Genomic DNA, 13,451 nt, shown 5'->3' with positions numbered 1-13,451 from the left:
TATAGCCGGAGAGCCTAAATATTGTAGGCTGATTTTGTGCCGAGGTAGTCTAGTCCGGGAAGGCGGTGGCCTCGAAAGCCACTGGTGCCTGGCACCTCGGGAGTTCAAATCTCCCCCTCGGCGTATTTGTCGATCTGGTCCGGAGCGACCGGCATCGTCTCCGTCCCAACTCCTGCCATCTCCGGGTGGGAACAGATCGGGTAACCTCCTTTTATTGAATCCCGGCAAAAATAATGGTAGTATCATGTCGGTCAATATAACGGGAGACTCATCAGCACGCCTCATAGACGGCGCAATCCCCGCCGGCCTCCTTGCCGCCGTGCGGGAACGGCGGCCGCTCGTGCACCATATCACGAACTGCGTCACGGTCAACGACTGCGCAAACATCACCATCTGCGCCGGGGCCGCCCCGGTGATGGCCGAGGCCCCCGAAGAGGTCGCCGAGATGGTCGCCGCTGCGGGCGTCCTCGTCCTCAACATCGGGACGCTCTCGGCTGCGCAGGTGGATGCGATGCTGATTGCCGGCCGCCGGGCAAACGACCTCGGTATCCCGGTCGTCCTCGACCCGGTCGGTGTGGGGGCGACGGCGTTTAGGACCGCGACCGCCCGGCGCCTCCTCGACGCACTCGAGATCGCCGTCCTGAAGGGAAACGCCGGGGAGATCGGGGTCCTTGCCGGCACCGGCGGGAGCGTCCGGGGGGTGGACTCCGGCGGGGTCGCGGGCGATCCCGTCGAGACGGCACGGGAGTGCGCCCGTCTGACCGGGACCGTCGTCGCGATGACGGGAGCCGTCGACGTCGTCGCCGATGATAGACGGGTCTTTCTGGTCAGAAACGGCAACCCGATGATGGACCGCCTCTCCGGGACGGGGTGCATGGCGGCATCGGTCACCGGGGCGTTCGTTGCGGTCACCGGCGATCACGCGGTTGCAGCGGCCGCGGCGCTCGCGGCCTTCGGCCGGGCCGGGGAACGGGCGGCCGGCGGGGCACACGGGCCCTACTCGTTCCGGACGGCGCTCTTCGACGGACTTGCCGGCCTTTCCCCCGACGACCTTGCCGGGCACGCGCGGATCGAGGAGCGATAGATGGCGTACGACCTCTACGTGATCACCGATGAAGAGATCGGGCGCGGCCTCTCCCATGCGGAGCTCGCCCGCCGGGCCGTCGCCGGGGGCGCGGACGTGATCCAGCTCCGTGACAAGAGGCTCTCAGGGCGGGACCTCTTTGAGGCAGCCGTCGCCGTCCGGACGGTCACCCATGGCGCCGGCGCGCTCTTCATCGTGAACGACCGCCTCGACGTGGCCCTCGCGGCCGGTGCCGACGGGGTCCACCTCGGCGCAAGCGACCTCCCCATCAGGGAGGCCCGGCGGATCGCCCCGCCGGGGTTCATCATCGGGGCCTCGGTGGGGTCCGCCGCAGCGGCGGTCCGGGCCGGGGCGGCGGGGGCCGACTACGTGGCGCTCAGCCCGACGTTTGCGACCGCGTCGAAGGATGACGCGGGGCCGGGCCGCGGGCTTGCCGCCCTCTCCGCAATCCGGGCCGCGGTCGCCCTCCCCCTCGTCGCGATCGGCGGGATCAACGCGGGGAACGTCGGCGACGTCATCGCCGCAGGAGCGGACGGGGTCGCGGTGATCTCGGCGGTCGTGGGAGAGGACGACGTCACCGCCGCCGCCCGGGATATGCGGGCCCGGATCACCGCCGCGAAGGCGGGACGCCGTTAACCTTCCGCTCCGGGGTTCTGGAACACGGGCGTCCGCTGGTGGAAGGCCGCCTGCCACCGGCCGCCGCTCCGGGTATAGACAGTCGATACCAAGAGTGTCTGCCCGCCGAGGGATACGGTGTATACGAGGACGCCGCACTCTTCTCCGATAGGCATGACTCTCGGGCCCGATATGGAATACACCGGCAGTTCATTGGGGTTCTCCGCGATATCCCTGAGAATCCCGTCCCTATCGAGGACGCCCCACGGGCTGACGACCAGGGCCTCTGGCGCGAGGTAGTCGCTGTAGAACTCCACATCCCGGACATCAACGGCTTTCCAGGCCTGCTTCTCGATATCCAGCAGAACAGTCAAGAGGTCTTCCATAGGGGGGGCATATGGCCGCGCCCATCGATAATCATTACCAAAAATCTGCCTGTACACAAACCCTCTTCGTTTTCGCCGTGCAACGCCCTCAAGAGATACCCATGACCGAGATCGTATTCACCCCGATCGGCACCGTCCGTTCTCCCTACCGCGACCCCCGGGATATGCCCATCCAGCCCGTCGGCGCCCGGGGTGTCCGGGGCACGATCGAGCTCGACCCGGCCTGTGCCGCGGGTTTAAAAGACCTTGAAGGGTTCTCCCGGATCATCGTCCTCTACCACTTCCACCGCTCGGAGGGCTACGCGCTTGAGGTGGTGCCGTTCCTCGACAAGACGCCCCGCGGCGTCTTTGCGACCCGGGCACCCCGCCGCCCGAACGCGATCGGGATCTCGATACTCAAACTGGTCGCCGTCCGCGGTGCGACGCTCACCGTCGAGGACGTGGATATCCTCGACGGCACCCCGGTGCTCGATATCAAGCCCTACGTCCCGGCGTTCGACGCCTATCCCGACGAGCGTGCCGGGTGGCTGACCACGACATCGGGGGCAGCCAGCACCATGCGGTCGGACAACCGGTTCTGCTGACGGCGATCGGGGCTGCCGTGTCCCGGGCCGGGCGGATCATCCAGGCGGGCCACCGGGTTCGTCGCCGTCCTGACCCGGCAGAGCATCGCCCGCCTGGGGCTCGCCGAGGGGGAACCGGCTCACGTCACCTTCAAGGCCTCGGCGGCCCACGTCTTTTCCCGGTAGCGGGAGGGGCCACGTACCCGGCCGCAGGAGAAACCGATGAACGCCGACGATATCCAGGAAGAGATCGCCTTTGCCGCCGCAGAGGCCGCCCTCGCCGTCCGGTTCGGCATACCCGCCGGCGCGCTCATCCCCCTCCTCTTCTCGCTCAGGTACGGCGGGGACTGGAGTTACGCCTCAGGGGACGTCACCGCCCTATCGGCCGTGACGAAGACCACGGTCTACGATGAGGCGAGTCGGACCGGCTACTCCCTCGAAGAGATCTACCTCTTCGTCGATCCGGTCCTCCTGCACCGGGAGGGGACGGTCCACCGGCTCGAGAAGTGCGGGGAGGCCCCGGCGCGGCTGCTGGTCGCGCGGCCCTACCGGGTGCGGCTCAGCGCCCGCCGGGTGATCAGGATGACCGTTCACCCGCTCAAGCGTGAGATCCGGACCGAAGAACTCGACGCGAGGGAGATGGCCTTCTCGGGCTCCACCGCCTACGGGATCGACCACGAGCTCGAGCACCTGGCCGGGCGGGAGATCGCCGGAGAGGAACTCCGGGTCTTCCGGTTCGGGTGAGCGCCTTCGCGCATCTCGCGCGAGGCTGCATCGCCCATCCGCACCCGTTAACTCCCGTGGTGCCGCGGAAGTTCGCGAAGCCCGGTGGATGGGTTTGCAACTCCCCATCAAGGCAACGCGCTCCCGGGCCCCCTGAATGCATCGATTCCAGATGAACAGACCGTATCCGGCCTTCGTCCCATCCCCACGGGCGCCCCCTCTGTCCCCCCCCCCACCCGGCCTTCGCAGGGGATACCCGCGCTGCTTCGGTAGGCCCCACCCCGCCCGCGGCTTCGCAGGGGATACCCGCACGCTGCTTCGGTAGCCCCCACCCCGCCCGCGGCTTCGGCCTCCTCCCGCCCGGGGGCGGGGCAGTGCGTGGCGATATCCAGTGGGAAGCCGTGCCAGGGGTGGTGCTGGCAGCGGTTTTCCGGAGAGCGGGGAGCCAGAGCCCGGTTTTCCAGGTTTGTCCCGGTACTGGACCGTGGTGGCTATCGCCACGGGGGGGAACCGGGGAGGGGGCTTCCCTCCCGGGCAAAATGGCACTCGAAGTTCCTCTCCGGTAGCCCCACCCGGCCTTCGGCCTTCGCAGGGGATACCCATGCGCTGCTTCGGTAGCCCCACCCCACCCGGCCTTCGGCCTCCTCCCCGCCCGGGGCGGGGCAGTGGCGGCGATATCCAGTGGGAAGCCGTGCCAGGGGATGGTGCTGGCAGCGGTTTTCCGGAGGGGCGGGCAGAGAAGAACCTGCTACTGCCGGTTCGATCCCGGGATCCCCGTGCAGTGGACCGTGGGGATATCGCCACGGGGAGGGGAGGGGGGCTTCCCCTCCCCGCAGGCGGAATGCCCGTGCGTTCCTCCTCGAAGCCCCGCCCCCGATCGATACCCTCCTCCGTCGAGAGTGCCGGTAATTGAGAATCGTTGCACTGAGCAGCAGACACCGGCGATTCGTCCCGGACCGCACACACTCGCTACGGGTTTTCCCGGCTCGAGCCCCACAAACCCCGGATCGGCCCGCCGGCCCTGTACTTGCTTGAATGCCGGCGGATTTCGTGATGTTTACCGGTCACGGAGTTGTAGATCCGCTCCTTTCCGGCAGGCTGTGTCGACATGCCATCTCCCCCGCGCAGCCCGTATATCCTCAGAGAGGTCCTTCTTGCTGCAGGCCACGCCCGCGGTCGGCGGCCCCCGGGCTGATCGCCGGCGCCCCTGAAAAAAAGATTGGTTGTAATGACTCCCGTCAGGCCTTCACGAACCGGCTCTTTGCCGCGCCGCAGCGGGGGCATCGCCAGCTCGCCGGGAGGTCTGCGAATGCTGTATTCGGTTTAATGCCGTTCGCTGAGTCCCCGATAGCAGGGTTGTAGATGTAACCGCAGAGGGTGCATCGGTATGAATCCATAGCTGGTACTCCTCGTTCCCCCGGTCGCGAGGCCGACGGGGTTGTACGATCTTATTTGTCCCCGAGCAGGGATAAGCGCTCCGGTCAGGGGTCGGGAAAAGAGAGTTCCCGCCCGGTGCAGCCGTCGAGGACGATCGAGCGCTCCCCGTTCTCCGATGCGAACCCTATCCGGTAGACCGGGTAGTAGATCGTGTCGAACCCGACGATCTCCGCCGTCGGCTCAAGCCCCTTCAGGATGGTCCGGAGCGAGGACTCCGTGACCTTCTCCTCAAGGGGCGCCTCCCGCAACGGCTCCACCGGGAGGTCCGCCCCCGGCCGGAGGGTGGCGAGCCCCGGGACCTCCGTCGCGAGCAGGGGGACGTAGACCACCGTATCGCCCACCGTCTTCATCGTGGTGACGAGTTTCGCCGCCTCAAGACTTTTGATCGCCTTCTTCACCACGCCCGGGGAAAGAAGGGTATCGGCCTCGATCTCGACCAGTGTCGAGCCGCCGTTCGCAAGATTGGCAACGATCCTCACCGCGGCCTCATCGAGCCCCAGGAGCTCCGAGAACCCCGGCCGGACCTTCAGCCCCCGGTCCACCTCGACGATGCAGCCGGTAAGCCCGTCAATGACGAACGACGCCGTCTTCGTCGCCTTCCGTATGAGCCCGCCGACGTAGCGGACCTCCACCCGGTGAAGCGGCCGGTAGACCCGTTCCCCCGAGATGATCCGCTCTTCGGGCGCGAGGACCCGGAACCGGCGCCTGCGCTTCCCCTTCGCGATGTCGAGCGCCTCCTCGCGGAGCAGGACCGGGACGACGGCGTTCCCGGCGGGCGGCGGGTCTGCCGGGTCCTCCCGGGGGCAGGGGCACGGGCCGGCCCGGGCCGGCGGCGCGGCCACGAGCCGGGGCGTCACCCCCCGGTGCTTCGTCACCCGGGCCCCAAACCGCATCCGCACCTTCTCCCGCGAGAGAGAGCCCATCACGAAGAACTCCCCGGGCTCAAGCTCCGCGAGCTCTTCGACCTCCCGGCGGGACGAGAAGAAGAGGCCGACCGCTTTTAAGTCGTTCTCGATCGAGAGCTTCCCGATGATCTGGCTGTTGCACTGCGAGAGGACGTTCTTTGCGACAAGCGACGGTCGCTGCGTCGCGACTAAGAGGCCGAGCCCGCGTTTGCGCCCCCGGCGGGATATCTCCTCGATCTTCTTGATCGAGGTCCCCGCCTGGGGGATGAACTTGTCCGCCTCCTCCACGATCAGGAGGTACGGCTGCTTCAACCGGCTCTCCAGGTCGTAGAGGATCTCTGCAAACTTCGCCACCTCATCACGCATATCGATCTCCGAGACGTCGAAGATCACCGCCGTCCGGGAGCAGATCGCGTCCTGCATCAGGCTCCGGATGTCCGCCTTCCCGATCTCCGCGTCGCAGCCGTCGCCCGAGCCGATCCAGAGGAGGGAAAACCGGTCCTTGAGCGAGAAGTACTCGCCCTCCGTATCGATGAGGCAGAACCCGATCCCCGCCTCAAGGAGCCGCTCGCAGAGGACCGCGATGCCCCAGCTCTTCCCGGCGCCCGACTGCGCGATGATGCAGGTCCTTCCCGTGACCAGTTCCTGTGCATCGACGGCCATCTCCCGGTCGCCGGCCTTCCCGATGACGAGGTCCATCCGATCAGATGATCACAGGATGCCCGGGGTTTTAACGCTTCCCTTCGGCTCCAGGGGAGCCTGTTTCGATATTGAGCGGAAATTTGCCCTCATTTGTTCCGGCGGAGCGACAGAATGACCCCGAAGACCGAGAGGACACCGAACGCGAGGAAGATCAGGTGCACGCTCCTCAGGAACTCGGGGAATATCGCCGGCGTGACGGCAGTCGACCCCATGATGAACGCAAAGACCACGAGGACCGCCCCCATGCTCAGCATCATGCCAAGCGATCGCATCATCGCCGTCATCGCCGACGCGCTCCCGTAGAACCTCTTTTCGACGCAGCCCATGATGGCGGTGGTGTTCGGGGACGAAAAAAGCCCGACCCCCACGCCCAGGAGGACCAGGAGGGCGAGGATCGCGCCGACCGGCGTCGTATCGCCGAGCATCGAGAGGCCGAAGAGGCCCACGGCCGATATGGCCATCCCCACCGAGGCGACGTGCCCGGGCTGTATCCGGTCGGCGAGGCGGCCCGCCACCGGGGCGACGAAGACCTGGATGACCGGCTGCACGAGGAGGAGGGTGCCGGCGGCGACGGGTTCGTAGCCCCGGATGTACTGGAGGTAGAGGGAGAGGAGGAACCCGACCGCGTAGGTGGCGCTGTAGTTGATCAGGGCGGCGGCGTTCGATGCAGCAAAGACCCGGTTCGACGAGAGGAGCGAGACCGGGAGGAGGGGACTCGGGTGCCGGCGCTCCACCAGGTAGAAGGCCACCCCGAGCACGAGCGCCGCAAAGAGGAGCACCACGCCGCGCGGGGTGGTCGCCGAGGCCAGCCCCAGGAAGAGGCAGAGGATCAGGGCGGAGGAGAGGACCAGGCCCGGGACGTCGAAGTGCTCCTGGTGCCGGTCGTTCAGGAACACCGGGAACTTTTTGGCGTAGATGAGGACCGGGACGGCAAGGAGCGCGGTCACGATGAAGATGCTCCGCCAGCCAAGGAACTGGGTCAGGGCGCCCCCGAGGAACGGCCCGAGGGAGAGCCCGGCGTAGACGGCGGTGGTGTTGAGCCCGATCGCGTAGCCCCGCTCGCCGGGCGGGTAGAGGTGGGTGATCAGGGCCACGCTGTTTGCGTAGATCATGGCGCCGCCGACCCCCTGCAGGAACCGGAAGGCGAGGAGCATGCCGATCGTGGGCGTGAAGATGGTGAGGAGGGCTCCGGCGGTGTAGACGACGATCCCGGCCATGAAGACGGTGACCCTTCCCCGGGAGTCGCCGAGCCTTCCTCCGGGGAGGAGGAAGATGACCGACGCAAGGAGGTAGGCGCTCGAGACCCAGGCGAGCGTGGCGGCGTCGGCAGCGAACTCGGCCCCGATGGAGGGCAGGGCGAGGTTGATCGCGGTGCCCGTGAACGGGTTTAAGAACGTGGCGATCGTGATGAGCGCCAGGATGAATCTTCGCGAATACGAGTGCCCGTCTTCCTGCTCCACCGTCGTCCCTCGTGCTTCCCCGGAGAGCAGAAGCTCGCCCGGAGTCGTTACAAGGGTATTTGCAGCGAGCGCAGATAAGGGCACTGATGCTCGCCTGTGCAGTACATTAATGCGAACGGCTCCCTAAGACCCTCACGCGTATGCCCGACCCTTCCCCGGATACCCGGCAGGAGGTCCGCGACCTCTCGGTCCGGCTCATCCTGCTGCTCGGCGTGGCAAGCCTCTGCGGGAGCCTGGTCTCGAACGGCGCCCGGTCCGTCACCGGCCCTTACCTCCTCCACCTCGGGGGGAGCGCGGCCGTCGTCGGGCTGGTCGCCGGGTTCGGCGAGTTCGTAGGGTATGCCCTGCGATCGGTCACCGGCGGCTACGTCGACCGGGATCGCGGTTACTGGAAGGTGGTGATAGCCGGCTACGGCCTCCTCGCCGCCATCCCGCTGCTTGCCGTTGCCGGGCGGTGGGAGACCGCGGCCGTCCTCATCATCGCCGAGCGGGTCGGAAAAGCCGTCAGGACGCCGGCACGGGACATGATCCTCTCCCACGCGACGACGACCGTCGGGCGGGGGTGGGGGTTTGGGGTCCACAAGGCGCTCGACCAGGTCGGTGCGGTCATAGGGCCCCTCGTCATGGTCGCCGCCCTCGCCCTCACCGGCGGCTACGCCGAGGGGTTTCTCCTGCTCGGCGTTCCTCTCGCCGGGGTTGCGCTGGTCCTCTTCTTCGCGCGGTCGGCGGTGCCGAAGCCGGGACGCCTGGAGGTGGGGGACGGAGGCGGCAGGGCCGCCGACCTGCCCGGGGTCCTGCCGTATGCCGCGTTCATCTTCCTCGGCATGGCCGGGTTCGCGAGTTTCCCGCTCATATCGTTCCACCTAAAGGCCCAGTCGGTCGTCCCCGACGCCGCCATCCCCCTCTTCTATGCCTCCGCGATGGTGGTCTCGGTCGTGGTGGCGCTGCTCGTCGGGCGGGTCTTCGACCGCACCGGCACCCACATCCTCCTCACCATCCCGGTTCTCAGCACGCTGACGGTCCTCCTTGCCTTCTCGCCCGACCCCGGCGTGGCGCTCGCGGGATCGCTCGCCTGGGGGGCGGGGATCGGGATCTTTGAGACCGCGCTCCGGGCGTCGATCGCCGAGTCGACGACGGCGGCCCGGAGGGGGGAGGTCTACGGCACCGTGAGCGCGGTCTTTGGGACGGCGTGGTTCGTCGGGAGTGCCGTGATGGGCATCCTCTACGACGTCTCGATCGGGTATATCGTCGCCTACGTCGTCATCGCCGAGGCCGCGGCGGTGGCCGCCTACCTCCTGATGTACCGTTCCCGCATCGTGGTGCGGCTCCAGGAGGGGCTCGGGAACCTCATACCGTGATCCGTCCCTTGAGCGCCCCGCCGGCGGCACCGGGGGTCCCGACGGAGAGGGAAAGGGTGAAGAGGAGGGTGCCGCCGGGAAGACGGGATGTATAACGAGCACGAAGAGGGGGGCCGCGAGCGTGGAGAGCCAGTACAGGCCTGTCTCCTCTGCCGGTCCTCGCCCCAGGGCTGAGAAGAGACGGGGAGGGACGACCCTCCCCGCGTTACCGCCGGATCACACCGGCGATGGCGCCGCCGATCAGGGAGAGGAGCCCCTGGTAGACGAACGCCACGACGATGATGACGAGCGACGTCCCGAGGCCGGCGACGAACCCGAACGCCCCGAGGAGGACCGTGCCGCCGACAAGGAGCAGCACCGCGATGACGATGGCGCCGAGGATGCCGGCAAGCAGCCCGGCCAGCGCGCCGTTCCCGATCCCGCCCCGGACCATCCAGCCGGCGACGAACCCCCCGACCAGCGGGCCGATGACCGGCAGCAGGAAGCCGAGGATCAGCCCCACGAGCCACCCGACGATGACCCCTACCCAGAAGTTTTCTGCCATACCCTTCACCGCCGGGAGTTCCGGAGATGTAGTATATAAGTGTTAGGGTATGGCGCCGGTCACCGCCGGATCCGGGTCCCTGACCGCCCGGCAAGGGCGGCGGCGGCCGAATCGAGCGATGCGATGGTGGCTCGCTCCCCTCCGGCCTCAAGGAACCTGATCGCCGCCTCGACCTTCGGCCCCATGCTCCCGGGCGGGAAGTGCCCCGCCGTGAGGTGCTCCCGCGCCTCATGAACCGTCATACCGTGGATATCCTGCCGGTCCGGCTGCCCGTAGTTCAGGGCAACATACTCGACGTCGGTCAGGATCAGGAGGTCGTCGGCGCCGACGATCCGGGCAAGAAGCGCCGCCGTGCGGTCTTTGTCCACCACCGCCTCGACGCCGCGGAGGGTGCCCCCCGGGCCCACGACCACCGGGACGCCCCCGCCGCCCGCGGCGATCACGATCACCCCGGCCGAGAAGAGCCGGAGGATCACCTCGCCCTCGACGAGGTTGATGGGGCGCGGCGAGGGGACCACCCGCCGGTAGCCTCTTCCCGGGATCTGCACCATCCGCCAGCCCTTCTCCTCCCGGAGCCTTCTCGCCTGCAAGGCCGTATAGAACGGGCCGATGGGTTTTTCCGGGTTCCCGAACGCCGGATCGCCGTCGTCCACCAGGGTCTGGGTGAGCACCGTCGCGACCGGGCGGTCGAGCCCGGCTGCCCGGAGGGCCTCCTGCATCGATTGCTGGAGCAGGTAACCGATCATCCCCTGGCTCTCCGCCCCGCAGACGTCGAGCGGCATCGCCGGGAGGGTATCCTTCGCGAGCTCGTTCCTGAGGAGGATATCCCCCACCTGCGGGCCGTTCCCGTGGGTGACGGCGACAGAATAGCCGGCGGCTGCGATCTCCGCGATCTGGCGCGATGCCCGCCGGACGTTCGCGATCTGCTCTGCGGCCGTCCCCGTCTGGTTGTGCTGCAGGATGGCGTTCCCGCCGAGCGCGACAACAACAGTCTTTCCTGACATCCGGCTACCCCCGCTCCAGCGCACAGGTCATGCAGTGCGGGCCCCCGTAGCCCCCCGTCAGGTTCTCAAGGTGGAGCGGCCAGACCTCGACGCCGTGCCGGGAGAACTCCTTCCGGTGCGGGAAGAACCGGCCGGCACCCCGGATCCGGCGGTAGTCCTCCTCGGCATGGCGGAGGAGCCGCCCGTAGCGGTGGGGATCGCGCGCGGCCTTCCGTTCCAGGTTCTGGAGCACCGTCTGCATCACCCGCTCCCCCTCGACCGCAAGGATGCTCCCGTCGCGGATGCAGAGGACGTTTGCGGCGTAGGAGAGCTGCTCCAGGATCGAGAGGTCGATCACCGCAAACCCTTTCGCCCGGATGTAGTCGTCGAGGCTCACGGTCTCGCCCGACCGCACATAGCCCTCGCCCGTCCTGTGGTAGACGTCGACCTCTGCCCGCCGGAGGAGGACCCCCGAACCGATCACGACGCCGCTGCCCGCGACGTTGAAGTAGGTGTCGAGGTGCATATCGACCATGGGGTCGGGCCGGTCGCCCGGGATGAGCGGGTGGCCCGGCTGGTGGACGACGCCGATCTCGTCAAACCCCGGATCGAAACCGAGGAACTGGCTGACCCCGGCCGGGTTCGTCCGGTCCCCGGTGCCGACGAGGGCGAACTCCCCCATCGGCATGAAGTCGCCGCCCTCAAACGTCCCGGGCTCCTCAACCGTCCCGGCGACCGGGATGCCGAGGATGTCCCAGAGGAACCGGGTGATCCCGGGCTCCCGCAACCGCTGTTGTTTTGCCGGCCGGCCGACGACGAGGCCGCGGCCGGTCACCGCCTGCTGGTCGCGCATGAAGTAGAGGTTCGCGAGCGGCTCCTGCCCCGGCACCCGGACGTCCACCCCGCCGCCGGTGCTCCCCCGTCCCACCTCGATGACCGGGTTTAAGAGGAGGAGGGTGAAGAAGTGCAGCGAGTCGAGGGCGTCGGCGTTCTGCTCCATGCTCCGGCGGGCCTCCGCCACCTCCGCGCGGCCGCCCCGGAGGGTGACTGTCTCGTGCGCCCAATCGACGAGCCGCCGGCGCACCGCCGGATCGCGGTCGGCGGCATCAAGGATCGTCTCCTTGAGCCGCAGCACCCGGACCCCGAACTCCTCACGGAGGGTGCGCACGAGGGTGTCGTGCTCCCGGCGCGCCTCGTAGCGGCTGAACGCCCGCTCGTAGAGCGCCGCATACGGCTCCAGCAACCCGAAGAACATCTCGATCCCCGGCCGGTGGACGGCCACCTTCCGGAGCGGCTCCCACTCCGCCCGTAATCCTTCTGCCATCGCGCTCATCGCTCCCGCAGGGGACCCATAAAGAAGTTCGCGATCATCATCCGGGCGGGGGCCGCCGCAGCAGGCACCCGATTTTCCCGCCCGCCGGCGGCGAAATTGAGACCAGAACAGACGAAAGAAGCGTGTTTACCATAGAAGAGGAGCTCTGTGTACCGATCCATCTGTAGGGATTCTCTCGCCGGAGATCGGATAAACCTGTCGCGGCGAGGCCCCTTCCACCCTATCCGGGATACCCGGCGGGCAAAACCGCAACGATTATCATTCGGGGAAACAACCGACTCACAAGAAATATTATTCACCCGGTACGAGGAGGTGTTTCCATGAGGATACGACGCTACAAACCCCCTATCTCGACGACCACGCGACCGTTCCGGACGGTGCGGCGACTGCAGCGCAACCCGACCTACACCCCGCTCATGACCGGCCCGGTGGTGAACGCCCTCGTGCTCGCCGCCCTCTCGGCGACATCGGCCATGTCGGGGTTGACCCTCGGGTTCTGCATACGCCTCGCGGGCCTGTGAGGCCCGCCGCCGCCTCTTTTTCCGCTCACAGCCCGATGACGTCCATCACCTGGAGCCCGAACCGGACCATCCCCGACCGTAGCGTCCCGAGCAGGGTGTTGCCCTCGATCGTGACGGTGCCGTTCCTCATCGCCGCCCGGAACGTGTCAAACGGCCGGTCGGAGGCCATGACCTCCTCCACCGTCGCCCTGTCGGTCGTCACCGTGACGATCGGGTCGGGGCAGCCTTTTGCGTCGAACGAAACGATCTTCCGGCCGTGGAAGGTGATCCCGATGACCAGGACGCCGTCGGGGGACTCGATGTAGAGGTTGACCTTCTCGTTCTCAAACGGCCCGGTCACCCATCCCGGGAGCCGGCCGGCATACTCGTTGTAGGTCAGGGTGTACTCCCGCATCGCAAAGAGGAGGTTCACCTCCGCCGGCGTCAGGTCGGTGTTGGCGACGACGAGCCCGTCTGCCGCCGGCACAAGCGCCAGCGCGAGGAGGAGGAGGCAGAGGGAGGCCCGGGCGGCCGGGGTCACCGCCGTTCTCCCGCCCGCTCCCCGAACTCTTGCGCGCCGGCGCCGGGAGCGGTGCTCCGCCGGGACCGGGGCCGGGTATCGCCGGCAGGGATGAGCAAACAGTAGCCGCACATACGTCTCTCTGGAGGGATGGGGGAGTTTTGGTATTTGAGCATACCTATCCGGGCCGGCCCATGAGCGGCTGCCGGCGCGGTTTTTCCGTGCAGGCTCGCGGCGGGGAGAGCGGGGCGGGGACCGCGCGGCTCTCCGGGCGGCGCGCCGGAGAACGGGAGGGAAAGGGAAATATGAGAGCACCGTACATGAGGGTGTACAAGCGC

General features: G+C 67.8%; 15 protein-coding genes and 1 tRNA gene. 7 read left to right on the top strand and 9 right to left on the bottom strand.

Annotated elements, in window-relative coordinates; translation table 11 throughout:
* The first annotated feature begins 38 nt into the window (after positions 1–38).
* The 3 genes from QZ408_RS08620 (at position 39) to thiE (ending at position 1,720) form a co-directional block, all read left to right on the top strand.
* Positions 39–123: transfer RNA gene (locus QZ408_RS08620), tRNA-Ser, on the top strand.
* Positions 124–244: 121 nt separating this feature from the next.
* Positions 245–1,084: a hydroxyethylthiazole kinase gene (gene thiM / locus QZ408_RS08615; protein ID WP_292490910.1), complete on the top strand. Its 840-nt coding sequence runs from the start codon at positions 245–247 to the stop codon at positions 1,082–1,084.
* Positions 1,085–1,720: a thiamine phosphate synthase gene (gene thiE, locus QZ408_RS08610; protein WP_292490908.1), complete on the top strand. Its 636-nt coding sequence runs from the start codon at positions 1,085–1,087 to the stop codon at positions 1,718–1,720.
* On the opposite strand, the gene QZ408_RS08605 is transcribed toward thiE, so the two are convergent.
* Positions 1,717–2,085 carry a nuclear transport factor 2 family protein gene (locus QZ408_RS08605; RefSeq protein WP_292490906.1) on the bottom strand — a complete coding sequence of 123 codons (369 nt, stop codon included), beginning with the start codon at positions 2,083–2,085 and terminating at the stop codon, positions 1,717–1,719. The two genes, thiE and QZ408_RS08605, sit on opposite strands and share 4 nt — an antisense overlap.
* A 101-nt stretch (positions 2,086–2,186) precedes the next feature.
* Between QZ408_RS08605 and tsaA the strand changes: the two genes are divergently transcribed.
* Complete coding sequence (tsaA, locus tag QZ408_RS08600) at positions 2,187–2,669, top strand: tRNA (N6-threonylcarbamoyladenosine(37)-N6)-methyltransferase TrmO (protein WP_292490904.1); 483 nt, start codon at positions 2,187–2,189, stop codon at positions 2,667–2,669.
* A 201-nt stretch (positions 2,670–2,870) separates the two neighbouring features.
* Complete coding sequence (locus tag QZ408_RS08595) at positions 2,871–3,392, top strand: hypothetical protein (RefSeq protein ID WP_292490903.1); 522 nt, start codon at positions 2,871–2,873, stop codon at positions 3,390–3,392.
* 1,217 nt (positions 3,393–4,609) lie between these two features.
* Here the strand turns inward: QZ408_RS08595 and QZ408_RS08590 are convergent.
* The 3 genes from QZ408_RS08590 to QZ408_RS08580 all read right to left on the bottom strand — a co-directional run bounded on the left by QZ408_RS08590 (position 4,610) and on the right by QZ408_RS08580 (position 7,959).
* Positions 4,610–4,768, bottom strand: coding sequence for a rubredoxin (locus tag QZ408_RS08590; RefSeq protein ID WP_292490901.1), 159 nt, complete (start codon positions 4,766–4,768; stop codon positions 4,610–4,612).
* 84 nt (positions 4,769–4,852) lie between these two features.
* Complete coding sequence (locus QZ408_RS08585) at positions 4,853–6,412, bottom strand: DUF87 domain-containing protein (protein ID WP_292490899.1); 1,560 nt, start codon at positions 6,410–6,412, stop codon at positions 4,853–4,855.
* 89 nt (positions 6,413–6,501) lie between these two features.
* Positions 6,502–7,959 carry an MFS transporter gene (locus QZ408_RS08580; RefSeq protein ID WP_292490897.1) on the bottom strand — a complete coding sequence of 486 codons (1,458 nt, stop codon included), beginning with the start codon at positions 7,957–7,959 and terminating at the stop codon, positions 6,502–6,504.
* A 56-nt stretch (positions 7,960–8,015) separates the two neighbouring features.
* Between QZ408_RS08580 and QZ408_RS08575 the strand changes: the two genes are divergently transcribed.
* Positions 8,016–9,233 (top strand): MFS transporter, encoded by a 1,218-nt coding sequence (locus tag QZ408_RS08575; protein WP_292490895.1) that lies wholly within the window; start codon positions 8,016–8,018, stop codon positions 9,231–9,233.
* 205 nt (positions 9,234–9,438) lie between these two features.
* On the opposite strand, the gene QZ408_RS08570 is transcribed toward QZ408_RS08575, so the two are convergent.
* From QZ408_RS08570 to QZ408_RS08555, 4 genes are read right to left on the bottom strand one after another with little or no spacing between them, the layout of a single operon-like run.
* Positions 9,439–9,777: a DUF5518 domain-containing protein gene (locus tag QZ408_RS08570; protein WP_292490893.1), complete on the bottom strand. Its 339-nt coding sequence runs from the start codon at positions 9,775–9,777 to the stop codon at positions 9,439–9,441.
* A 59-nt stretch (positions 9,778–9,836) separates the two neighbouring features.
* A complete protein-coding gene (gene arcC, locus QZ408_RS08565) occupies positions 9,837–10,781 on the bottom strand; it encodes a carbamate kinase (protein WP_292490891.1) in 945 nt (314 codons plus the stop codon).
* Positions 10,782–10,785: 4 nt separating this feature from the next.
* Positions 10,786–12,084: an arginine deiminase family protein gene (locus QZ408_RS08560; RefSeq protein WP_292490889.1), complete on the bottom strand. Its 1,299-nt coding sequence runs from the start codon at positions 12,082–12,084 to the stop codon at positions 10,786–10,788.
* A 5-nt stretch (positions 12,085–12,089) separates the two neighbouring features.
* On the bottom strand, positions 12,090–12,254 hold the full coding sequence (locus QZ408_RS08555) for a hypothetical protein (protein WP_292490887.1): 165 nt from the start codon (positions 12,252–12,254) through the stop codon (positions 12,090–12,092).
* A 159-nt stretch (positions 12,255–12,413) separates the two neighbouring features.
* Between QZ408_RS08555 and QZ408_RS08550 the strand changes: the two genes are divergently transcribed.
* Entirely contained in the window at positions 12,414–12,614 is a 201-nt protein-coding gene (locus QZ408_RS08550) for a hypothetical protein (protein WP_292490885.1), read from the top strand.
* 25 nt (positions 12,615–12,639) lie between these two features.
* Here the strand turns inward: QZ408_RS08550 and QZ408_RS08545 are convergent, their stop codons facing one another.
* Positions 12,640–13,134, bottom strand: a complete 495-nt coding sequence (locus tag QZ408_RS08545; RefSeq protein ID WP_292490883.1) for a hypothetical protein — start codon at positions 13,132–13,134, stop codon at positions 12,640–12,642.
* Positions 13,135–13,451: the final 317 nt, after the last annotated feature.

It is taken from the genome of Methanoculleus sp. 10, assembly GCF_913757945.1.
Taxonomy (GTDB): domain Archaea; phylum Halobacteriota; class Methanomicrobia; order Methanomicrobiales; family Methanoculleaceae; genus Methanoculleus.
Note: the sequence above shows the minus strand (reverse complement) of the source record. Positions and strands in the feature narration are given on the sequence as shown.